General features: G+C 71.0%; 18 protein-coding genes. 11 read left to right on the top strand and 7 right to left on the bottom strand.

Features of this window, described 5'->3' with window-relative positions; all coding sequences use genetic code 11:
• Positions 1 to 13 precede the first annotated feature (13 nt).
• From RR3_RS14405 to proB, 9 genes are all read left to right on the top strand, one after another.
• Positions 14 to 2689, top strand: a complete 2676-nt coding sequence (locus RR3_RS14405) for a valine--tRNA ligase (protein WP_010592812.1) — start codon at positions 14 to 16, stop codon at positions 2687 to 2689.
• Positions 2686 to 4119 (top strand): bifunctional tetrahydrofolate synthase/dihydrofolate synthase, encoded by a 1434-nt coding sequence (gene folC, locus RR3_RS14400; protein WP_010592811.1) that lies wholly within the window; start codon positions 2686 to 2688, stop codon positions 4117 to 4119. The genes RR3_RS14405 and folC overlap by 4 nt, the downstream gene beginning before the upstream one ends.
• The gene (locus RR3_RS14395; RefSeq protein ID WP_010592810.1) at positions 4116 to 4541 is read left to right on the top strand and encodes a DUF4233 domain-containing protein; all 426 of its coding nucleotides are present in this window, start codon (positions 4116 to 4118) and stop codon (positions 4539 to 4541) included. The genes folC and RR3_RS14395 overlap by 4 nt, the downstream gene beginning before the upstream one ends.
• 16 nt (positions 4542 to 4557) lie before the next feature.
• Positions 4558 to 4977, top strand: coding sequence for a nucleoside-diphosphate kinase (gene ndk, locus RR3_RS14390; RefSeq protein WP_006937234.1), 420 nt, complete (start codon positions 4558 to 4560; stop codon positions 4975 to 4977).
• A gap of 389 nt (positions 4978 to 5366) precedes the next feature.
• Complete coding sequence (locus tag RR3_RS14385; protein WP_040271720.1) at positions 5367 to 8576, top strand: translation initiation factor IF-2 N-terminal domain-containing protein; 3210 nt, start codon at positions 5367 to 5369, stop codon at positions 8574 to 8576.
• A gap of 202 nt (positions 8577 to 8778) precedes the next feature.
• The gene (gene rplU / locus RR3_RS14380) at positions 8779 to 9090 is read left to right on the top strand and encodes a 50S ribosomal protein L21 (RefSeq protein ID WP_003939076.1); all 312 of its coding nucleotides are present in this window, start codon (positions 8779 to 8781) and stop codon (positions 9088 to 9090) included.
• 36 nt (positions 9091 to 9126) lie between these two features.
• Positions 9127 to 9390 (top strand): 50S ribosomal protein L27, encoded by a 264-nt coding sequence (gene rpmA, locus RR3_RS14375; RefSeq protein WP_003939075.1) that lies wholly within the window; start codon positions 9127 to 9129, stop codon positions 9388 to 9390.
• Between the two features lie 200 nt (positions 9391 to 9590).
• Positions 9591 to 11045, top strand: a complete 1455-nt coding sequence (gene obgE, locus RR3_RS14370; protein WP_010592808.1) for a GTPase ObgE — start codon at positions 9591 to 9593, stop codon at positions 11043 to 11045.
• A gap of 26 nt (positions 11046 to 11071) precedes the next feature.
• Positions 11072 to 12172, top strand: a complete 1101-nt coding sequence (gene proB, locus RR3_RS14365) for a glutamate 5-kinase (protein WP_010592807.1) — start codon at positions 11072 to 11074, stop codon at positions 12170 to 12172.
• Between the two features lie 10 nt (positions 12173 to 12182).
• On the opposite strand, the gene RR3_RS14360 is transcribed toward proB, so the two are convergent.
• The 6 genes from RR3_RS14360 to RR3_RS14335 form a co-directional block, all read right to left on the bottom strand.
• Positions 12183 to 13016, bottom strand: a complete 834-nt coding sequence (locus RR3_RS14360; protein ID WP_064066182.1) for an NAD-dependent protein deacetylase — start codon at positions 13014 to 13016, stop codon at positions 12183 to 12185.
• A 21-nt stretch (positions 13017 to 13037) separates the two neighbouring features.
• Entirely contained in the window at positions 13038 to 13973 is a 936-nt protein-coding gene (locus RR3_RS14355; RefSeq protein ID WP_017680520.1) for a D-isomer specific 2-hydroxyacid dehydrogenase family protein, read from the bottom strand.
• A 49-nt stretch (positions 13974 to 14022) separates the two neighbouring features.
• A complete protein-coding gene (locus RR3_RS14350) occupies positions 14023 to 14418 on the bottom strand; it encodes an ectoine synthase (RefSeq protein ID WP_010592804.1) in 396 nt (131 codons plus the stop codon).
• A gap of 55 nt (positions 14419 to 14473) precedes the next feature.
• The gene (ectB, locus tag RR3_RS14345) at positions 14474 to 15754 is read right to left on the bottom strand and encodes a diaminobutyrate--2-oxoglutarate transaminase (protein WP_010592803.1); all 1281 of its coding nucleotides are present in this window, start codon (positions 15752 to 15754) and stop codon (positions 14474 to 14476) included.
• Positions 15755 to 15797: 43 nt separating this feature from the next.
• On the bottom strand, positions 15798 to 16337 hold the full coding sequence (ectA, locus tag RR3_RS14340; RefSeq protein ID WP_026137701.1) for a diaminobutyrate acetyltransferase: 540 nt from the start codon (positions 16335 to 16337) through the stop codon (positions 15798 to 15800).
• 141 nt (positions 16338 to 16478) lie between these two features.
• Positions 16479 to 18581 carry a RecQ family ATP-dependent DNA helicase gene (locus RR3_RS14335; RefSeq protein WP_026137702.1) on the bottom strand — a complete coding sequence of 701 codons (2103 nt, stop codon included), beginning with the start codon at positions 18579 to 18581 and terminating at the stop codon, positions 16479 to 16481.
• 404 nt (positions 18582 to 18985) lie between these two features.
• On the opposite strand from RR3_RS14335, the gene scpC reads away from it, so the two are divergent.
• Positions 18986 to 20539: a succinyl-CoA:acetate CoA-transferase ScpC gene (gene scpC / locus RR3_RS14330; RefSeq protein ID WP_017680522.1), complete on the top strand. Its 1554-nt coding sequence runs from the start codon at positions 18986 to 18988 to the stop codon at positions 20537 to 20539.
• Between the two features lie 23 nt (positions 20540 to 20562).
• Here scpC and RR3_RS14325 read toward each other — a convergent pair whose 3' ends face one another.
• Complete coding sequence (locus RR3_RS14325) at positions 20563 to 21159, bottom strand: DUF3515 domain-containing protein (RefSeq protein WP_010592799.1); 597 nt, start codon at positions 21157 to 21159, stop codon at positions 20563 to 20565.
• A gap of 90 nt (positions 21160 to 21249) precedes the next feature.
• Between RR3_RS14325 and RR3_RS14320 the strand changes: the two genes are divergently transcribed.
• Positions 21250 to 22215 (top strand): thiamine-phosphate kinase, encoded by a 966-nt coding sequence (locus tag RR3_RS14320; RefSeq protein ID WP_072786457.1) that lies wholly within the window; start codon positions 21250 to 21252, stop codon positions 22213 to 22215.
• The last annotated feature ends 3 nt before the right edge of the window (positions 22216 to 22218 follow it).

The following is a 22218-nucleotide window of genomic DNA, read 5'->3' as shown; positions in this document are numbered from 1 at the left end:
CTACGATTGCGGGGTGACCAGTGCGCCAGAGAACCACCAGAACCCCGCCGACGCCCTCCCCAAGAGCTGGGACCCCAGCGCCGTAGAGGACGAGCTGTACCAGGGCTGGGTGGACGCCGGTTACTTCGCCGCCGATCCGTCCAGCGACAAGCCCGGTTACTCGATCGTGCTGCCACCGCCGAACGTGACCGGCAGCCTGCACATGGGTCACGCACTCGACCACACCCTCATGGACGCGCTCTCGCGCCGTAGACGCATGCAGGGCTACGAGGTGCTGTGGCTGCCCGGCATGGACCACGCCGGCATCGCCACCCAGACCGTCGTCGAGAAGCAACTCGCGGTGGACGGGAAGACCAAGGAGGACTTCGGTCGCGAACTGTTCGTCGAGAAGGTCTGGGACTGGAAGCGCGAATCCGGCGGCACCATCCAGGGGCAGATGCGCCGCATCGGGGACGGCGTCGACTGGTCCCGCGACCGGTTCACCATGGACGAGGGTCTCTCGCGGGCCGTGCAGACGATGTTCAAGCGGCTCTACGACGACGGGCTGATCTACCGCGCCGAGCGACTGGTGAACTGGTCGCCCGTGCTGCAGACCGCGATCTCCGACATCGAGGTCAAGTTCGAGGAGGTCGAGGGCGAACTCGTCTCGTTGCGCTACGGCTCCCTGGACGACGACGAGCCGCACGTGATCGTCGCCACCACCCGGGTCGAGACCATGCTCGGTGACACCGCCGTCGCGGTGCACCCGGACGACGAGCGCTACCAGCACCTGGTCGGCACCACCCTCGAGCATCCCCTCACCGGCCGGCGTATCCCCGTGATCGCCGACGAATACGTCGACCCCGAATTCGGCACCGGCGCCGTGAAGATCACCCCCGCCCACGATCCCAACGACTTCGAGATGGGCGTGCGGCACAACCTGCCGATGCCCACCATCATGGACAAGGCCGGCAGGATCGCCGACACCGGAACACGATTCGACGGCATGGACCGGTTCGAGGCGCGGGTCCGGGTGCGCGAGGCGCTGGCCGAGCAGGGCCGGGTCGTCGCCGAGAAGCGTCCCTACCTGCACAGCGTCGGTCATTCCGAGCGCAGCGGCGAGACAATCGAGCCCCGGCTGTCGATGCAGTGGTGGGTCAAGGTCGATGCGCTCGCCAAGGCCGCGGGCGACGCGGTCCGCAACGGCGACACCGTGATCCACCCGGCCAGCCAGGAGCCGCGCTGGTTCGCGTGGGTCGACGACATGCACGACTGGTGCATCTCGCGGCAGCTGTGGTGGGGTCACCGCATCCCGATCTGGTACGGCCCGGACGGCGAGGTCGCGTGCTTCGGACCGGACGAGACCGCGCCCGAGGGCTGGGAGCAGGATCCCGACGTCCTCGACACCTGGTTCTCCTCGGGTCTGTGGCCGTTCTCCACGATGGGCTGGCCGGACAGGACGCCGGAGCTCGAGAAGTTCTATCCCACCAGCGTTCTCGTCACCGGATACGACATCCTGTTCTTCTGGGTGGCCCGGATGATGATGTTCGGCCTGTACGTCGCGAACGACGAGGCGATCACCGCCGGCGGGAAGTCCGGCGTCCAGGTGCCGTTCAAGGACCTGTTCCTGCACGGCCTCGTGCGCGACCAGTTCGGCAAGAAGATGTCCAAGTCGCGCGGCAACGGCATCGATCCGCTGGACTGGGTGGAGCGGTACGGCGCCGACGCGCTGCGCTTCACCCTGGCCCGCGGCGCCAACCCGGGTAGCGACCTCGCCGTGGGCGAGGACCACGCGCAGTCCTCCCGCAACTTCGCCAACAAGCTGTTCAACGCGACCAAGTTCGCCCTGATGAACGGCGCGGTCGTCACCGAGCTCCCGGCGCGCACCGCCCTCACCGACGCGGACCGGTGGATCCTCGACCGGCTCGAGCAGGTCCGCGCCGAAGTCGACGAGGCGTTCGAGCGGTTCGAGTTCTCCAAGGCGTGCGAGGCGCTCTACCACTTCGCATGGGACGAGGTGTGCGACTGGTATCTCGAGCTCGCCAAGGTGCAGCTGGCCGACGGCAGCGAGTACGCGCAGGGCACCAAGGCGGTCCTCGGCAACGTCCTCGACCAGCTGCTCCGCCTGCTGCATCCGGTGATCCCGTTCGTCACCGAAACCCTCTGGAAGGTCCTCACCGGCGGCGAGTCCGTGGTCGTCGCGTCCTGGCCGAACGCCACCGGCACCGAGCCCGACGCCGACTCCGCGCGTCGCGTCGAGGATCTGCAGAAGCTCGTGACCGAGGTCCGCCGTTTCCGCAGCGACCAGGGCCTCAAGCCGTCGCAGAAGGTCGCCGCACGCCTCACCGAGATCGACGCCGCCGACCTGGTTGCGCAGGTGCCGGCCGTACGGTCCCTGGCGCGGCTGACCGAGCCTGCGGAGGAGTTCGCCGCCACCGCCGCCATCGAGGTGCGCCTGTCCCGTGCCACCGTCACCGTGGAACTGGACACCTCCGGCACCGTCGACGTGGCGGCCGAGCGCGCCCGTCTCGGCAAGGACCTCGCGGTCGCCGAGAAGGAGCTCGCGGGCACGTCCGCCAAGCTCGGCAACGAGGCGTTCCTCGCCAAGGCGCCCGCGGCGGTCGTGGAGAAGATCACCGCCCGCAGGCAGATCGCGGAGGAGGAGATCGCCCGGATCACCGCGCGCCTGCAGGAACTGGGGTCGGCGTGAGCGAGGACCGGTCCGCGGCCGGCCCGGCGACGCCGTCGCCGGTCGACCTGGCCGAGCTGACCCTGGTCGAGGCCGAACTCGACAAGCGCTGGCCCGAAACGAAGATCGAGCCTTCGCTGACCCGGATCGCGGCGCTGATGGATCTGCTCGGATCCCCCCAGCGCAGCTATCCGTCCATCCAGATCGCCGGCACGAACGGTAAGACGTCGGTGAGCCGCATGATCGACGCCCTGCTGACCCGGTTGCACCGGCGCACCGGCCGCACCACGAGCCCGCACCTGCAGCTGGCCACGGAGCGGATCAGCATCGACGGGGCGCCGGTCTCCCCGCGCACCTACGTCGACACCTATCGCGAACTCGAGCCGTACGTCGCGATGATCGACGCGCAGTCGCAGGCCGCGGGCGGCCCGGCGATGAGCAAGTTCGAGGTGACCACGGCCATGGCATTCGCCGCGTTCGCCGAGGCCCCCGTCGACGTCGCCGTCGTCGAGGTGGGACTCGGTGGCACCTGGGACGCCACCAACGTCGTCGACGCGCAGGTCGCGGTCGTCACCCCGATCGGGCTCGACCACACCGAATACCTCGGCCCCGATCTCGCGACGATCGCGGGGGAGAAGGCCGGGATCATCAAGAAGGCACCCGACGACGGGCTCGTGCCCCGCGACACCGTCGCAATCCTGGCCCAGCAGGAACCCGAGGTGATGGAGGTGCTGCTGCGCCGGGCCGTCGAAGCGGACGCCGCCGTCGCACGCGAAGGCGCCGAGTTCCAGGTCCTGGCCCGGCGCATCGCCGTGGGCGGGCAGCAACTCGAGCTGCAAGGCCTCGGCGGGGTGTACACCGACATCTTCCTGCCGCTGCACGGCGAGCACCAGGCCCGTAACGCCGCGCTCGCGCTCGCCGCCGTGGAGGCGTTCTTCGGGGCCGGTGCCGACCGGCAGCTCGACGCCGACGCGGTGCGCGCGGCGTTCGCCTCGGTGCTCAACCCGGGCCGGCTCGAACGGGTGCGTAGCGCTCCGACGGTGTTCCTCGACGCCGCCCACAACCCCCACGGGGCGAAGGCTCTCGCTGCGGCCCTCGCCGACGAGTTCGACTTCCGCAAGCTGGTCGGAGTGGTGTCGGTGATGGCCGACAAGGACGTGCCCGGTCTGCTCGACGCCCTCGAGCCGGTGTTCGACGAGATCGTCGTGACCCACAACGGCTCGCCGCGGGCGATGGACGTCGACGAGCTCTCAGACCTGGCCGTGGCGCGGTTCGGCGACGAACGCGTGGTCGTCGCGCCGACACTGCCCGACGCCCTCGAGACCGCCGTCGCCATCGCCGAGGAGGTCGCCGAGCCGGGTGAGGCAGTATCGGGGGCGGGTGTCGTGGTCACCGGCTCGGTGGTGACCGCCGGCGCCGCCCGCACTCTCTTCGGAAAGGACCCCGCGTGAGCGAGGCAGCTGACAACTCCGCCGCATCGCCGGACCGGGACTCCGCCGTCCGGCCCCCCGCGAAGGACCCGTGGAAGGGGCTGCGAGGCGTCATGGCCGGCACGCTCGTCCTCGAAGCCATCGTGGTCCTGCTGGTGCTACCGGTTGTCGCGGTCGTCGGCGGGGGACTCACGTGGCTCTCGGGTGGCTACATCGTGTTCCTCGCCGTCGCGATGATCGCGGGCGCCGGGCTGCAGGGCCGGCCCTGGGCGCTCCGGTACAACCTCGCGCTGCAGGTGCTGACCCTGCTGGGCTTCTTCGTCGACCTCGCGCTCGGCATCGTCGGCGTGATCTTCAGTGCGGTGTGGGGCTACATCCTGTACCTGCGCAAGGACATGAAGGACCGCGAGGCGCGGGGCCTGCTACCGGGGCAGCGGGGCTGACCACTACGCTGTGCGCGTGACTGAGCGGACCCTGGTACTGATCAAGCCCGACGGCGTGGCCCGTCGTCATGTCGGCGAGATCCTCTCGCGCATCGAGCGCAAGGGACTCGACATCGTGGCACTCGAGCTGCGCACCGCCACCGAGGAGGTGGCCGCCGCCCACTATGCCGAGCACGAGGGCAAACCCTTCTATCCCGGCCTGATCGAGTTCATCACCTCGCGGCCGCTGGTCGCGGCGGTCCTCGAAGGGCCCCGCGCCATCGCCGCATTCCGCCAGCTCGCGGGCGGCACCGACCCCGTCGAGAAGGCCGTACCCGGCTCGATTCGCGGTGATCTCGGGCTCGACGCCGGCGAGAACCTGGTGCACGGTTCCGACTCGGTGGAGTCGGCCGAGCGTGAAATCGCTCTGTGGTTCCCGGCCCTCGCCGGGTCCTGATCCGTCCGTCGACCTACGTGCCACGGCGCCCTTCGGGGCGCCGTTGGCGTATTCACGGACCTCTGTGTGGGATACTGAGGTAGGTCGCCCCGCTTCGGAGTGTTGCGGAACGACCGAACGACATCACGGATCGATGCCCGACATCGCTGTGACCGGGGACGCAGGAGACACCTCGCCCGGTGGCACGCTGGATGCACCGGCGCTCGATCCGCGATCCAGCCAGGCACCGCTCGGCCGTGCAGTGAAAACGGGCACCGGACGACCGTGCGATGCGAGACCGCACATCTCGCGCCTCCCGGTGCGAGCCCACACAGACAGCGCCCCCGCGTGGCCGCGTCACATCGCTCGAGATCGAGGATGGACGCGCCCGGGGGCCCGAGGAGACCTACGTGGCCGAACAAGCGCCGCCGAACGACACTTCCATCGATGAGGGCACCGTGGTGCTGCCGCCGAAGATGCGCGTGCACGCACTCGCCAAACTGCTCGGTCTCACGAGCAAGCAGGTCATGGCCAAAGCCGCCGACCTCGGCACCGAATTGCGCAGTGCCCACTCGAGCCTGCAGCGCGACCTCGCCGAACAGATCCGCGCCGCTCTCGGTGCGCCCGCCGAGACCGGGACGGAAGCCGCACCGGAACCGGTGGGTGAGGTACCCGAGGTGCCCGCCGCCGAGACCGCCGAGGCTCCCCTCGGAGAACCGGCCGGCGCCGAGGGGCCCGCCGGGGAACCGGCCGCCGAGCCGGAGACCGCGGTCGAGGACACCACCGCTCAGGAACCCGCCGCGGCACCTGCGGCTCCGACCCTGTTCACCGGCATGGAACAGGAGACCCCGGCGTTCACCGCGCCGGAACCGGGCGCCGTCGAACCCGTCGTCAGCGCGCCACTGTTCCTGCAGCCGGAAGTCACCGCCCCCGCCGAGGCGGCACCGCGCCGCCGCCGTTCCCGCCGGGCGGCCGAGGCGCCCGAGCCCACCGTCGTCGAGGAAGTCGCCGAGGAGGTCACCGAGGAGACCGCTGCGGCGGAGCCGGGTGAGGAGTCCGCCGAGGAGGAGCCGCGCCGTCGCCGTCGTGGTCGACGCGGCCGGGGCCGTGGACGTGGCGAGCAATCCGAGACGTCGGAGGAGACCACCGCCGAGGAGACGTCCCCCACGGAGACTGCTGCCGAGGAGGGCGCCGCTCCGGAGAAGGGCGCTGCGCCGGAGAAGGGCGAGGGCCCGGAAGCAAAGCCCGAGGAGCCGGCGACGGAAGAGGTCGCGACCGACGAGCCGAGCGCGGACCAGGCCGAAGGCGAGCAGAAGGAGTCCGGGCAGAAGGAGTCCGGACAGACGGAGCCCGAGCAGAAGGAGTCCGGGCCGGGCGAGGACGAGTCCGGGGAAGGGTCTTCCCGTCGTCGCCGTCGTCGTCGTCGTCGCAAGGGCAGTGCGGACGGAGCCGACACCGCCGTCGAGGACGACTCGGTCCCCACTGTCGTCCACGAACGTGAGCCGCGATCCAAGACGCGCGCCCCCAAGGACGAGGTTCAGGGCATCACCGGTTCCACCCGGCTCGAAGCCAAGCGCCAGCGCCGCCGCGACGGCCGGGACGCAGGCCGCCGTCGGCCCCCGATCCTCACGGAGTCGGAGTTCCTCGCCCGCCGCGAGTCCGTCGACCGCGTCATGGTGGTGCGGGAGAAGACCGGTGACACCGCGAACCCCGGGAACATCACCCAGGTCGCGGTCCTCGAGGACGGCGTCCTCGTCGAGCATTTCGTGACCAGCGCCGGCTCCGGTTCGATGGTCGGCAACATCTTCCTCGGCCGCGTCCAGAACGTGCTTCCCTCGATGGAGGCGGCGTTCATCGACATCGGCAGGGGTCGCAACGGCGTCCTCTACGCCGGCGAGGTCAACTGGGACGCCGCCGGGCTCGGTGGCAACTCGCGCAAGATCGAGCAGGCCCTCAAGCCGGGCGACCGGGTGCTCGTGCAGGTCAGCAAGGACCCGGTGGGGCACAAGGGCGCCCGGCTCACCACGCAGATCAGTCTCGCCGGCCGATTCCTGGTGTACGTGCCGGGCGGCTCGTCCACCGGCATCAGCCGCAAGCTGCCCGACACCGAGCGCAAGCGGCTCAAGGAGATCCTGCGTGAGGTCGTCCCGGCCGAGGCCGGTGTGATCATCCGTACTGCGGCGGAGGGCGTGAGCGAGGACGAACTCGCCCGCGACGTACAGCGCCTGCAGACGCAGTGGGCCTCGATCGAGGAGCAGGCCGCCAAGCTCGAGGCCGACGGTTCGGGACAGCCGAAGACCCTCTACGAAGAGCCCGACCTGCTGGTCAAGGTGATTCGCGACCTGTTCAACGAGGACTTCTCCAAGCTCGTCATCGAGGGTGAGAACGCCTGGAACACTGTCGAGAACTACATCCGGACCGTCGCCCCGGACATGCTGCCCCGCGTGGAGCGGCACGATTCCGAGTCGGGCGCGCGTGACGTGTTCGCCGTACACCGCATCGACGAGCAACTCGCCAAGGCGCTCGACCGCAAGGTGTGGCTGCCGTCCGGTGGCACTCTCGTCATCGATCGCACCGAGGCGATGACGGTCGTCGACGTCAACACCGGCAAGTTCACCGGCGCCGGAGGCAACCTCGAAGAGACCGTCACGCGCAACAACCTCGAGGCAGCCGAGGAGATCGTGCGGCAGATGCGGCTGCGCGACATCGGCGGCATGATCGTCGTCGACTTCATCGACATGGTGCTCGAGTCGAACCGGGACCTCGTGCTGCGACGCCTGACCGAGGCGCTCGGCCGGGATCGCACCCGTCACCAGGTCTCCGAGGTGACCTCGCTGGGACTCGTGCAGATGACGCGCAAGCGGCTCGGGACGGGGCTCGTGGAGGCGTTCTCCACCACCTGCGAGCACTGCCACGGCCGCGGCATCCTCGTGCACAGCGAACCCGTCGAGGTCGCCGCCGCCGAGGACGGTGGCCGGCCCGCGCGCAGCGAGAGCGGCTCCCGTCGCCGCCGCGGCCGTGATCGGGGCACCCAGCCGGAACCGGCGACGACCGAGACGGCCGCACCCCAGCCGGCCCCCGAGGCGCCGGTGGTGGACGCGACGGTCAAGCGCGCCCACCCGGTCGCTCTGGCGATGGCCGCGCACCACGACAACCACGACGAGCACCCGACCGAGTCCGGTGCCGAGCCGGCGGAGGCAGCGCCCGCGCAGACGCCCACCGAAGCCGCGTCGGCACCGGTGACAGAACCCCGCGAGGCGCGCCCGGTCGAATCGCGCGAGGCGCCGGCCGAATCGGGCGAGGCGCAACCGGCAGAAGCACCGGAGGCCGGTAAGCAGGCCGCCGAGCCGGCGGCCCGTCGCCGTCGCCGGGTCTCGCGGGCTCCTTCGGCTCCGACGGGCGACGGCACCGGCACCGTCTTCGTGGTGCCGGCTCCGGCCCCGGAGCCCGTGGCCACCGCTCCGACCCCGGAGCCCGTGGCCACCGCTCCGGCCCCGGAGCCGGTGACCACCGCGGCGGTTTCGGACGGTGACAGCGCCGAACCGGTGACCGTTCGACGGCCACGTCGTCGCCGGGCCGCCGGCCGGCCTGCCGGCCCGCCGGTCGAAGCGCAGGCATGAGGTCGAACCGGGCCCGACCGCGGCCGGGCCCGGTTTGACCCTGGCAGTCACCTTCCCGTAATCTTGGTCAGTCGCTACTCGGCGATACGGCCCTGCTGCGCCCGATGCGGGATTGTGGCGGCCCCGAGTCAGCAACCACCAGACCAGTCGCGTTGCACACCGTGGCGCGAGCACGTTCGAACTAGCAAGGGGTAGCCGTCCGATGGCAACGTACGCGATCGTCAAGACCGGCGGTAAGCAGTACAAGGTCGCTGAGGGCGATCTCGTCAAGGTCGAGAAGATCGAGGGTGAGCCCGGCACTGCTGTCTCGCTTGCTCCGGTCCTCGTCGTCGACGGAGCCGAGCTGACCACCGACGCCGACAAGCTGGCGCAGGTCACGGTCACCGGCGAGATCGTCGAGCACACCAAGGGCCCGAAGATCCGCATCCACAAGTTCAAGAACAAGACCGGCTACCACAAGCGCCAGGGTCACCGTCAGAAGCTGACGGTCCTGAAGGTCACCGGCATCAAGTAATTCGGGCTTCCGCTTCAAACCCCAGGAGGGTTCGTCATGGCACACAAGAAGGGTGCATCCAGCTCCCGCAACGGTCGCGATTCGAACGCCAAGCGTCTCGGCGTCAAGCGCTTCGGCGGCCAGGCCGTCAGCGCCGGTGAGATCCTGGTGCGCCAGCGTGGCACCCACTTCCACCCCGGCGTGAACGTCGGTCGTGGCGGCGACGACACGCTCTTCGCGCTTGCTGCCGGTGCCGTCGAGTTCGGCACCAAGCGTGGTCGCAAGACGGTCAACATCGTTCCGGTCGCGGCAGACGCCTGATCTGCCGTCCGAATCGGACACCGCGAAGGTCTCCTTCGCACATACTCCCAGTAGGGGCGGACCAGGGTCGCACACCCGGGTCCGCCCCTACTGTTTTCGGACCATCGGCAGCGCGGTGGTCCCGGCACGACTCCGGTGATCCCGGCACAGCGGGAGCACCGGCCGACACAACAGTTCCACCATTCGACGGAGGTCCACCCATGTCCCGCTTCATCGACCGGGTGGTGCTGCACGTCACCGCCGGCAAGGGTGGTAACGGCTGCGCCTCCGTCCACCGGGAGAAGTTCAAGCCGCTCGGCGGCCCCGACGGGGGTAACGGCGGAAACGGCGGCAACGTCGTGCTCGAGGTGGACGAGGGTGTCCACACCCTCCTCGACTTCCACTTCCACCAGCACGCGAAGGCCACGAACGGCACCCAGGGCGCGGGCAGCAACCGCGACGGCGCCAACGGCGGCGACCTCGTGCTGAAGGTGCCCGACGGTACCGTCGTGCTCGACAAGGACGGCCGGATCCTGGCCGACCTGGTCGGCTCCGGCACCCGCTTCGTCGCCGCGCACGGCGGCCGCGGAGGTCTCGGCAACGCGGCCCTGGCGTCGAAGGCCCGCAAGGCCCCCGGCTTCGCCCTGCTCGGCGAGGAGGGGGAGGAGCGCGACCTCGTCCTCGAACTCAAGTCCGTCGCGGACGTCGGGCTGGTCGGTTTCCCGTCGGCGGGCAAATCGTCCCTGGTGTCGGTGCTGTCCGCGGCCAAGCCGAAGATCGCCGACTACCCGTTCACCACCCTCGTCCCCAACCTCGGGGTCGTGCAGTCGGGCGACACCACGTTCACCGTCGCCGACGTGCCGGGCCTGATTCCCGGTGCCAGCGAGGGCCGCGGGCTCGGCCTGGACTTCCTGCGCCACCTCGAGCGGTGCGCTGTGCTGGCCCACGTCGTCGACTGCGCCACGCTCGAGCCGGGCCGCGACCCGATCTCCGACATCGATGCGCTCGAGGCCGAGCTGGCCGCCTACCGGCCGGCGCTGTCCGGCGACAGCAGCCTGGGTGATCTCGCCGACCGTCCCCGCATCGTCATCCTGAACAAGGTCGACGTGCCCGACGCCGCCGAACTCGCGGACTTCGTCACCCCGGATCTCGAGGAGCGGGGCTGGCCGGTGTTCAGGATCTCCGCCGTCAGCCGGGAGGGGTTGCGGCCACTGACGTTCGCGCTGGCGCGAATGGTGGAGGAGTACCGGAAGGCGCATCCGCCGGCGGCGCCGCGACGGCCCGTCATCCGGCCCGTCGCCGTCGACGAGACCGGGTTCAGCGTCGTTGCCGATCCCGAGACGCCGGGCGGCTTCATCGTGCGCGGCACCCGGCCCGAACGCTGGGTGCGGCAGACCGCATTCGACAACGACGAGGCCGTCGGCTACCTCGCGGACCGGCTGGCCCGCCTCGGTGTCGAGGACGAACTCGTCAAGCAGGGCGCCGAACCGGGCGCGTCCGTCACGATCGGCGACGTCTCCTTCGAGTGGGAGCCGCAGACGCAGGCCGGCGTGGACGTTGTGCCCACCGGACGCGGCACCGACGCCCGCCTCGACCAGGTCGATCGCGTCGGGGCGGCCGAACGTCGCCACGCCAAGAAGGTGCGACGCGGTCTCGCGACCGACGACGAGTTCTGACCACCTCGAACCAGAAGCAGGAGATCGTGAGCGATACCCGGGAGGCCGTCGCCGGCGCACGCCGCGTCGTGGTGAAGATCGGCTCGTCCGCCATCACCAGCCTGGTCGGCGGACTGGACCGGGACCGACTCGACCGTCTCGTCGACGCGCTCGAGGGGCGCATGCGCGGCGGCTCGGACGTCGTGGTGGTGTCCTCCGGTGCGGTCGGTGCCGGACTCGCCCCGCTCGGCCTGACCGTCCGGCCCCGTGACCTGGCCACCAAGCAGGCCGCGGCCAGCGTCGGGCAGCTCGCCCTCGCCCACGCGTGGGGTACCTCCTTCGCGCGGTACGGCCGCACCGTCGGGCAGGTGCTGCTCACTGCCGACGACATCGCGCGACGCACCCAGCATCGCAACGCCCAGCGCACCCTCGACCGGCTGCGCGCGCTGCACGCCGTGCCGGTGGTCAACGAGAACGACACCGTCGCGACCGCCGAACTGCGCTTCGGTGACAACGACCGTCTCGCCGCGCTCGTCGCGCACCTCGTCGGGGCGGACGCGCTGATCCTGCTCTCCGATGTCGACGGCCTCTACGACGGCGATCCCCGCAAGGGCGATGCGCACCTCATCGCGGAGGTGACGAGCCCGGAGGACCTCGACGGCGTCGTCGCGGGGTCCGGGGGCGCCCTCGGCACGGGCGGGATGGCCTCGAAGCTGTCCGCGGCGCGACTGGCCGCCGACTCGGGGGTGCCGGTGCTGCTCACCGCCGCGTCCCAGGCCGACCGCGCCCTCGGTGCCGCGGATGTGGGGACCGCGTTCGCCCCTCGGCCCGACCGGATGTCCGCGCGGCGATTCTGGGTGCGGCACGCTGCCGACACCCACGGCACCCTGCACCTGGACGCGGGCGCGGTGCGGGCAGTGGTCGAACGGCGCCGTTCGCTGCTTGCGGCGGGCATCACCGGCATGAGCGGTCGCTTCCACGGCGGGGACGTGGTGGCGCTGGTCGGTCCCGACGGTCGGACGGTGGGGCGCGGAGTAGTGGCCTACGACGCGGCCGAACTGGACTGGATGATCGGGTTCTCCACCCGGCAGCTGCCGGCGGACCTGCAGCGGCCGGTGGTGCACGCCGACGACCTCGTGACCCTGTAGAGGCGGGCGCTCACCGGACCGGTGCGGCAGCCGGCGATCCGGCAGCGAGGGCCGTGAGCACCTCCGAGCACCCGGCGTCGACCTTCACCGTGGCCAGCGCATCGCCCCGGGTGGTGCCCCGGTTGACGATGCCCACGGGCTTGCCGAGTTTCGCGGCGTGCCGCACGAAGCGCAGTCCGGACATCACGGTGAGCGAGCTGCCGACCACGAGCAGCGCATCCGCCTCGTCGACGAGCGCGAACGCGCGCTCGACACGTTCGCGAGGCACCGATTCACCGAAGTACACGATGTCCGGTTTGAGCATTCCCCCGCACCGCTCGCAGTCCACCGGGCGGAAGCTGTCGGTGTCGTCGACGACCGCATCGGCGTCCGGGGCCACCTCCAGGCCTGTCGTCCCCCGGACCCGGTCGAGGAAGCCCGGATTCGCGGCGGCGAGTTGCTCGGCGAGGGTGAACCGCGAGAGCCGGTGGTTGCACGCCAGACAGCGCACCTGCGCGTAGCAGCCGTGCAGGTCGATCACCCGCCGGCTGCCGGCCTTGGTGTGCAGCAGGTCCACGTTCTGGGTGAGGACACCGAGGACGACGCCGCGCCGTTCGAGCGCGGCGAGGGCACGGTGCCCGGCGTTGGGCCGCGCGGAGTCCATGTGCCGCCACCCGACGTGGTTGCGCGCCCAGTAGCGGCGCCGGAACTCGGGATCGCCCACGAACTGCTGGTAGGTCATCGGGTTGCGGGGTGGCGCGCCGGGACTGCGGTAGTCCGGGATGCCGGAATCGGTGGAGATCCCGGCGCCGGTGAGCACGCACAACCGCCGGCCGTCGAGCAGGTGGTGCAGCGGTTCGATCACCCCGCCCAGGATAGCGGTGCGTCAGTACCCGGCGCTCGGGTCGACGACCGCGGCGAGGTCGAGGCCGGCCGCGAAGCGCGTGACGTTCTCGGTGACGTGCTCGGCGAACGCGGGGATGCGCAGCGCCGGGGGATTGGAATCGTGTGGCGTGATCATGGCATTGCGCAGGGACCACAGGGGGTGCCCGTCCGGCAGCGGTTCGGGATCCGTGACGTCCAGACCGGCGCCCGCGATGACACGGCGGCTGAGAGCATCCACCAGCGCGTCGGTGTCGACGAGGCTGCCGCGGGCAACGTTGATCACCCACGCGGTGGGCTTCATCGCGGCGAGTTCGTCGGCCCCCACCAGCTGCTCGGTCTCAGCCGTGGCCGGGGCGGCGATCACGAAATGATCTGCGCGGGACCATACTTCGTCGATCCGTGCGACGGGGACGGTCTCCACGGCGCCCGGGACCGGACGGCCGCTGCGGGTGACCGCGAGCGCCTGCGCGCCCAGCGCGCCGAGCATGGGGATCAGGGCCCGGCCGATGCCCCCGGCGCCGATGATGCCGACGGTGGCGCCGCGCAGGGTTCCCAGCTGGGGGTAGAACACGCCCGGCGTCCACGACGTCGCGGCCAGATGGTCGGGCAGCGCCCGCACCCCGGCGAGCAGCAGCATGAGCGCATGCTCGGCGACCGTCGCGGCGAACGCCCCGGCAGCCGACGTCCACGTCACCTGGGGGTGAGCGCGGATGATGCCGGCGTCGAGCCAGTCCTCCACGCCGGCGGCGGGTAGCTGGACCCATCGCACCGACGTCGGCAACGCCGCGGGGAATTCGTCCGATCCGCCGGTCCAGACCACCGCGTCCGGGTGGTCGTCGAACCCGCATACGCGACCGCCGCCGGCCCCGATCGCCCGGTCGAACACGATGTCCGGGGCGGGGCCGACGGCGATCCGCGGCTGTCGCTCGTAGGTCATGGATCCGACTCTAGGCGCGAAGGGCCGGCCGGTCACACGCTGCGGGCGCTCAGACGACCTCGACGAGGGGGTACACGCCGTTCTCGTCGTGGACCTCCCGGCCGGTGACCGGCGGGTTGAACACGCAGAACATGCGCATCCGGGTGTCGGGCTCGACCCGGTGCCGCTCGTGGCCGTCGAGCAGGTACATCGTGCCGGGCGCGAGCGGGTACACGGTGCCGGTCTCGAGGTCGGTGAGCGTGCCGGTGCCCTCGATGAGCCACACGGCCTCGACGTGGTTGGCGTAGTGGAACTCGTTGACGGTGCCGGCCTCGATCGTGGTCTCGTGGAACGAGAAACCGACCTTGTCGCCGCCGAGCACGATGCGCTTGCTGCGCCAGTTGCCGTTGTCCGACGTGATGTCGCGGTCGGTGCCGGTGATTTCTTCGGTGGTACGGACGATCATGCGCAGGTCCTTCCGGTGCTCGTCTTCGCGTGCGGGGTTCGACGGTGGCCGGGGCTCAGGCCCGGACCACCGAGGTGGCCTCGCACAGGATGTTCAGGCCGTGCTCGAGCTCGTCGTCGCTGATCGTCAGCGGCGGGAGCAGCTTGACGACTTCGTCGGAGGGGCCGGAGGTCTCCGCGAGCAGGCCCTGCTCGAACGCCAGGGCACACACCTTCTGCGCGTCGCTCGGCTCGTCGAACACCAGGCCCTGAACCATGCCGCGGCCGCGGGTGGAGACGCCGTCGAACATGTCGGACAGGTTCATGAAGGTCTGCCGGATCCGCTCGCCCTTGCGCAGCGTGTCGCGCTCGAGACGGTCGTCGGCCCAGTAGTGCTGCAGCGCCTTCGCCGCGGTGACGAACGCCGGGTTGTTGCCGCGGAACGTGCCGTTGTGCTCGCCCGGGCCCCACACGTCGAGTTCACGCTTGAACAGCGTCAGCGCGAGCGGCAGGCCGTACCCGCCGATCGACTTCGACAGGGTCACGATGTCCGGGGTGATCCCGGCGACCTCGAACGAGAAGAACGGGCCGGTGCGGCCGCAGCCCATCTGCACGTCGTCGACGATGAGCAGGATGTCGCGCTCGGCGCACAGGTCCGCGAGGGCTCGCAGCCACTCGGGACGGGCGACGTTCACGCCACCCTCGCCCTGCACGGTCTCGACGATGACCGCCGCCGGGCGGTTCAGGCCGCTGCCGGAGTCGTCGAGCACGCGGGAGAACCAGTGGAAGTCCTCGGTGACGCCGTCGAAGTAGTTGTCGAACGGCATGGGGGTGGCATGCACCAGCGGCACGCCGGCCCCGGCCCGCTTCATCGAGTTGCCCGTCACCGACAGCGCACCCAGCGTCATCCCGTGGAACGCGTTGGTGAAGTTGATGATCGACTCGCGACCGGTGACCTTGCGGGCGAGCTTGAGGGCCGCCTCGACCGAGTTGGTGCCCGTGGGGCCGGGGAACTGGACCTTGTAGTCGAGGCCGCGCGGAGCCAGGATGTGGCTCTCGATCGACTCCAGCAGTTCCCGCTTGGCGGGGGTGGCCATGTCCAGGCCGTGGGTGATGCCGTCGCCCATGATGTAGTCCACGAGCGCGGTCTTCAGAATCGGGTTGTTGTGCCCGTAGTTGAGGGCTCCCGCACCGGCGAAGAAGTCGAGGTAGTCCTTGCCGTTCTCGTCGCGGATCCACGATCCGGATGCCGTTTCGAACACGGCCGGCCAGCCACGGCTGTAGCTGCGCACCTCGGATTCGAGGTGATCGAAAATGCTGTGCTTGGCGGGGGTTTCGGGGTGCTCCAGGATGGTCATTCCTCGTCCTCCTGCGGCGAATTCGTTTTCGCCGGTCGTGTATTCATTCGCCGATCGTGTAGAGATCCTCGGCCATGTGTGAATCGGGAAAATCCGAAGGGGTGAACAATTCGCTCCGGGTGATGCGCAGTCCGCGTCGCCGGGCGAGCGCGGTGAACATCGCGATCGATGCCTCGTTGTCCGGGCTGACCGTCGTCTCGAGCCGGGTCACACCGGCGTCGGTGAGTCGGTCCCACAGGCTGTCGAGCATCCGGCCCGCGACGCCGCGGCCCCGTTGGTCCTGGTCCACGGCCACCTGCCAGACGAACAGCGTGTCCGGTGCCTCCGGACGGCGGTAGCCGCTGACGAAACCGACCGCCTCGTCGTCACCAGCGGTGGCGACCACCGAGGTCGCCGCGAAGTCGCGGCACCACAGCACGTACGCGTAACTGGAATTGACGTCGAGCACTTTCGAATCGCGCGCGATCTGCCACATGCGAATTCCGTCGGAAATGCGCGGTGCGCGGAAATTCGGCTCGGCAGGTGCGTTCACCGTTTCGGCAGGCGCGGTGGGCGGGGTACTTCTCGGTGTCACAGGCGTCATAAGCGGTCTCGAACCTAACAACTTCGCGGGCGGGATTCACCCGCCTTGTCGGAATCCGTCACCGGATACCCCGCCTCCGTGCAGGTGAGACGCGGGTGTGAGAAGGATCACTCGATGTAGCGCCCGGACCGGTCGCGGCGATTATTTCGGGCTCGCGAGAGCCAGCGGGAGCACCGCGGACGCACCCGCGCGGAGCAGGGTCCGGGCCGCCATCGTCAGCGTCCAGCCGGTGTCGGTGACCGCGTCGACGAGCAGGATCGGCCCAGAGTTTCCGTGGAGGTCGGGGCTCTCCCACGCGTCCACGAGGCCGGCGATCCGGTACGCCGAGTTCGCTGCCGTCACCGCGGGCCGGCCGGGCCGGGCACGCAGCACGCCGAGATCCTCGAGCCGGCCCAGCTGCGCCAGGCGCGTCGCGAGGGAACCGACCAGCAGGGGCCGGGTCGCCGACTCCAGGGCCATCACCGCGGTCGGCCGCTGCGCCCAGTCCCATGCTCGGAGCACGTCCACGGCGGCCTGCACGACCGCATCGGGCACCGGCGCGTCCGGGCCGTCCAGCAGCGCCCGCAGCCGCGGCCCCCATCCCAGGTCCGACAGCCGGCCGAGGACCCGCCCCGGCTCGGGTCCGTCGGTGATCTTTCCGGACAGCGCCACGCCGAGCTTGGCCATTCCGGTCGGCCACTGCCGCCGCGGCGGTAGGTCCACCCCCGGCCGATCCAACCGGGCCCGCACCCGGCCCAGTTCGGTGTCGTCGACGTCCGCCGACCACCGGGCCCCGCAGCAGTTGTCGCACCGACCGCAGCCCGCGGTCTCGGATGTCAGGCCGGGATCGTCGAGCTGGGTGCGCAGGAACACCATCCGGCACCCGGTGGTCCGCTCGTACTCGAGCATCGCCTCCTGCTCGGCCGCACGCGCCTGCTCGAGCTTGGCGTACCGGTCGGCGTCGTACTCCCACGGCGCACCGGTGGCGATCCAGCCGCCCTTGACCCGGCGCACCGCACCGTCCACGTCGAGCACCTTGAGCACCATCTCCAGCCGGGACCGGGTGAGGTCGACCAGCGGCTCGAGGGCCTGCGTGGACTGCGGCCGCTCCGGCTCGAGCACCTCGATCACCCGCCGCACCACCTCCTCCCGCGGGAAGGCCACCGACGCGAACCAGCTCCAGATCTGCCGGTCCTCGGGACCCGGAAGCAGAATCACCTCCGCGCGCTCGGTCGCGCGCCCCGCGCGCCCGACCTGCTGGTAGTAGGAAATCGGCGACGACGGGGCTCCCAGGTGCACGACGAACCCGAGATCCGGTTTGTCGAAGCCCATGCCCAGGGCCGAGGTGGCGATCAGCGCCTTGACCCGGTCGCCGAGCAGGTCCGCCTCGAGCTGTTCCCGCTCGGTGGGGTCCGACTGCCCGGTGTATGCCGCGACGGTGTGACCGTGCTCGGACAGCAGCGCGGCCAGGTCGTGCGCGGCCGACACGGTGAGGGTGTAGACGATCCCGGACCCGGGCAGCTCGTCGAGGTGCTGGGCGAGCCACGCCGCCCGGCGGGCGGGCTCGTCGATCCGCAGGACCGACAAGTGCAGCGACGGCCGGTCGAGGCCCCCGCGCAGTACGAGGGTCTCGCCCCGGCCCTCCCCGACGCCGAGTTGTGCCGCCACGTCCGCGACGACGCGGTCGTTCGCGGTCGCGGTGGTCGCGAGCACCGGGATGCCCTCGCCGAGGTCGGCGACGAGGGTGCGGATACGCCGGTAGTCCGGGCGGAAGTCGTGGCCCCAGTCCGAGACGCAGTGCGCCTCGTCGACCACCACCAGCCCGGCGTCGCGAGCGAGCGACGGCAGCACCTGGTCGCGGAAGTCCGGATTGTTCAGTCGCTCCGGGCTGACGAGCAGCACGTCCACCGCGCCGTCGGCGACCTGCCGATGGATCTCTTCCCACTCGGTGACGTTGCCGGAGTTGATCGTGGCGGCATGGACACCCGCGCGCCGCGCCGCCTCCACCTGGTTGCGCATCAGGGCCAAAAGGGGGGAGACGATCACGGTCGGCCCGTGCCCGCGGGCACGGAGCAACTTGGCGGAGATGAAGTAGACCGCCGACTTGCCCCACCCCGTGCGCTGGACGACCAGCGCTCGCCGGCGATGCACCACCAGTGCCTCGATGGCGTTCCACTGGTCCTCGCGCAACCGGGCCCCGGGTCCGGCGAGATCGCGGAGCAGTCGTTCGGCGTCGTCGCGTAGATCCGTGGTGGCGGTGCTCATGGGACCCATCGTGCCGGACGGTGACGACATCGGGGCGCCGGCGAGGCCGGCGGTGGTGTCCGCTTCGGGGACGAACGTGCCCGGTTCCGCGACGAACGGGGTCGTTCCGGCGGCGAACGACCCGTCGGGCCGGTCGGGATGCCGCGTCCCGTCCCCGCGTGGACGCGGGACGCCGTTCGCGTCGGGACCGTCGGCGTCCCAGCCGCCCGGAGCCGGGAGCGGTGCAGTCGCGATGGTAGGACCGGCTGCCGCACAGGCACTTTCGGGCACCGTCGCGGGGGCGGCGTGCGGCCGCGTGGATCCGGTGGGGTGGCCTGCGGCGGGGGAGTGGTCCGCGCCCCAACCGGCCGATCGCTGTGACGGAGACTTCGTCGACCGCCGGGCATGCTCGTACCCTGTTCGCTATGCAGACGCAGTTCCTCCGCCCCGCATCCGACTCTTCCCCGAGCCGAATCGACCACCCGGCGTTCCGGCAGAAGGTCGTCTCCGCGGAGGAAGCCGTCCGCTGGATCCAGCCCGGCCACACCGTCGCCATCAGCGGCTTCGCCAGCGCCGGCACGCCGAAGGCGATCACCCCCGCGCTCGCGGAACGCATCGGGGCGGCCCGCGCGGCCGGCACCGACTTCACGGTCAACCTCCTCACCGGCGCGTCGGTCTCCGCCGAGACCGAGCGGATGCTGTCCGAGGTGGCCGGCATCTCCCTGCGGATGCCGTACCAGGCCGAACCCACCGCCCGCCGCAACATCAACAACGGCCGGATGGACTACGTCGACATCCACCTGTCCCACGTCGCCCAGCAGGTCTGGGAGGGCTACTACGGACACGTCGACGTCGCGGTCGTCGAGGTCTCCGGCGTGACCGAGACCGGGGAACTGATCCCGTCCGCGTCGATCGGCAACAACAAGACCTGGCTCGACGTCGCCGAGAAGGTGATCCTCGAGGTCAACTCGTGGGTTCCGGCCGCGATGACGGGCATCCACGACGTGTACTACGGCACCGCGCTGCCGCCGCACCGCAAGCCGATCATGCTCACCGACGTCGAGGACCGCATCGGCCAGAGCACGTTCCGCGTCGACCCCGGCAAGGTCGTCGCGGTCGTCGAGACCCATGCCCGCGACAGCGCCAGCCCGCTGACCCCGCCGGACGCGGTGAGCCGGGCGATCGCCGCGCACGTGCTCGACTTCTTCGAGCACGAGGTCTCCCGCGGACGGCTGCCCGCGGATTCGCTCCTGCCGCTCCAGTCCGGCATCGGCAACGTGGCCAACGCGGTCCTCCAGGGTCTCGACGCCGGACCCCACAAGGGGCTGACCTGCTACTCCGAGGTTATCCAGGACGGGATGCTGCACCTGATCAAGCACGGCACCGTCCGCTTCGCGTCCGCCACGTCGCTGGCGTTGAGCGAGGCCGGGATCGACGAGCTGGTGTCCAACATCGACTTCTACCGCGAGCACATCGTGCTGCGTCCGCAGGAGATCAGCAACCATCCCGAGATCGTGCGCCGCCTCGGCATCATCGCCATGAACGGCATGCTCGAGGCCGACATCTACGGCAACGTCAACTCCACCCACGTCATGGGCACCAAGATCATGAACGGGATCGGGGGATCCGGCGACTTCGCGCGCAACGGCTACCTGTCGATGTTCCTGAGTCCGTCCACCGCGAAGGGCGGGAGCATCTCGTCGATCGTGCCGATGGTGCCGCACGTCGACCACACCGAACACGACGTGCAGGTCCTGGTCACCGAACAGGGACTTGCGGACCTGCGCGGGCTGTCGCCGCGGCGCCGGGCGCGGGTCGTCGTCGACAACTGCGCCCACCCGGACTACCGGGACATGTTGCACGACTACGTCGACCGGGCCGAGGCCGTGCCGGATGCGGGACACACCCCGCACCTGCTCGGCGAGTCCCTGTCCTTCCACCAGCGTTTCCTGGAGACGGGATCCATGCTGGCGCAGTGAATCCCGCGGGTCGCCGACCGGCGTCAGCCGCCGGCGACCGGCGCGGGATCGATCGGCTGCTGGGGCAGCGACTGCGTGACCGCCGCCGACACCGTCTGCAGCGGAGTCGGACCCGAACCGTTCGGCACCGTCAGCGCCACGTACACCGGCCGGTCCACGACGAACCACGTGCTCGCGTCGATGCCCTCCGCGGCGCCGGACACCTCGAACCACTGGACGCCGTCGACCACCTGCAGCGCCGCCGCGCGATCGAACTCCGCGGGCCGCTCCAGTCCGCACCGCAGCACCACCGGCTCGCCCTCGACGGGCTGCCACGCCGCGGCGCCCGCGGGGGCCGGGTCCGTCAGCTCCGCGCGGCGCAGGTCGCCGACCTCCTCGGGCAACGCTCCCAGCAGGGCCGCGCACTCCGGTGACTCGGCCTGCGGCGCCACCACCGGTCCCAGCGCCACGGGCGCCAGTTCCGGGGTGCGGTTCGCCAGCACCGCCGCCACCACGATGCCGATCAGCAACGCCACCGGCAGCGCGACGGCCGTGGCGACGAGGGCAGGGCTGCGGCGGTGCTCGTCGTCGCCGGACGTGCCGTCGGGATCGGGGTCGGGGGAGACTGTCGGCTCGGTCATGATCTCTCGGAGTCGGGGAACGGTAGCGTGGTCGAAACTACCGTGTCCGCCACCGCCCGCCCCGCATCGACCCACGAACGGGAGGATCGCATCACCGCGCCCGACCGCCCCGGCCCCACCGTCGCCGACCTCGGCGAGTTCCCCGTGATCGACCGCGCGGTCGCCGGACGCCGCCAGCCCCCCACCACCCTCGTCGGACCGGGACACGACGCGGCTCTCGTCGCCGCCGCCGACGGACGGGTCGCCGTCTCCACCGACATGCTCGTCGAGGGCCGGCACTTCCGCCTCGACTGGTCCACCCCGCACGAGGTCGGGCGTAAGGCCGTCGCCCAGAACGGTGCCGACGTCGCGGCGATGGGCGCTCGCCCCACCGCCTTCCTCGTCGGGCTCGGCTGCCCGCCCGACACCCCGGTCGGCGTGCTCGACGGCGTCTCCGCCGGGATCGGGGAGGCCGCCGAGGCGCTCGGCGCCGGCGTAGTCGGCGGCGACCTGGTGCAGGCGTCGCAACTGGTCGTGGCGGTGACCGTCCTCGGCGACCTCGGCGGGAACCCGCCTCTCCTGCGGTCCGCGGCCCGGCCCGGCGACATCGTCGCGCTGGCCGGTCCGACCGGGCGTTCCGCCGCCGGACTGGCCGTGCTCACCGCCGGACTCGCCGGTCACCCGGATCTGGTGGCCGCCCACAAGGTGCCGTCGCCCCCGTACGCCGCGGGCCCCGCCGCGGCCGCCGCCGGGGCCCACGCCGCAACCGACATCTCCGACGGCCTGCTCGCCGACCTCGGGCACATCGCCGCCGCGTCCGGCGTCGCGATCGACGTCTCGCACGAGCTGCTCGAGCCCGGACCCGGGCTGCGGTCCGCCGCCGCGGAACTCGGTGTCGACGTGTGGGAGTGGGTGCTCACCGGCGGCGAGGACCACGCCCTGGCCGCCTGCTTTCCCCCGGACGCGTCGCTACCCGCCGGCTGGCGTCCCGTCGGCACGGTGCGTGAGGGCCGCGGCGTCACCGTCGACGGTCACGACCGGCCGGGCCCCGGAGGCTGGCAGAGCTTCTCGAGATAGGTT

The organism is Rhodococcus ruber NBRC 15591 (assembly GCF_001894945.1).
GTDB classification, from domain to species: Bacteria; Actinomycetota; Actinomycetes; order Mycobacteriales; family Mycobacteriaceae; genus Rhodococcus; species Rhodococcus ruber.
Note: the sequence above shows the minus strand (reverse complement) of the source record. Positions and strands in the feature narration are given on the sequence as shown.

Excerpts from the sequence above, each read along its gene's own strand:
- rplU (WP_003939076.1), top strand. The coding sequence starts at position 8,779 with ATGGCAACGTACGCGATCGTCAAGACCGGCGGTAAGCAGTACAAGGTC.
- rpmA (WP_003939075.1), top strand. The coding sequence starts at position 9,127 with ATGGCACACAAGAAGGGTGCATCCAGCTCCCGCAACGGTCGCGATTCG.
- obgE (WP_010592808.1), top strand. The coding sequence starts at position 9,591 with ATGTCCCGCTTCATCGACCGGGTGGTGCTGCACGTCACCGCCGGCAAG.
- RR3_RS14355 (WP_017680520.1), bottom strand. The coding sequence starts at position 13,973 with ATGACCTACGAGCGACAGCCGCGGATCGCCGTCGGCCCCGCCCCGGAC.
- RR3_RS14350 (WP_010592804.1), bottom strand. The coding sequence starts at position 14,418 with ATGATCGTCCGTACCACCGAAGAAATCACCGGCACCGACCGCGACATC.
- ectB (WP_010592803.1), bottom strand. The coding sequence starts at position 15,754 with ATGACCATCCTGGAGCACCCCGAAACCCCCGCCAAGCACAGCATTTTC.
- ectA (WP_026137701.1), bottom strand. The coding sequence starts at position 16,337 with ATGACGCCTGTGACACCGAGAAGTACCCCGCCCACCGCGCCTGCCGAA.
- RR3_RS14335 (WP_026137702.1), bottom strand. The coding sequence starts at position 18,581 with ATGAGCACCGCCACCACGGATCTACGCGACGACGCCGAACGACTGCTC.
- scpC (WP_017680522.1), top strand. The coding sequence starts at position 18,986 with ATGCAGACGCAGTTCCTCCGCCCCGCATCCGACTCTTCCCCGAGCCGA.
- RR3_RS14325 (WP_010592799.1), bottom strand. The coding sequence starts at position 21,159 with ATGACCGAGCCGACAGTCTCCCCCGACCCCGATCCCGACGGCACGTCC.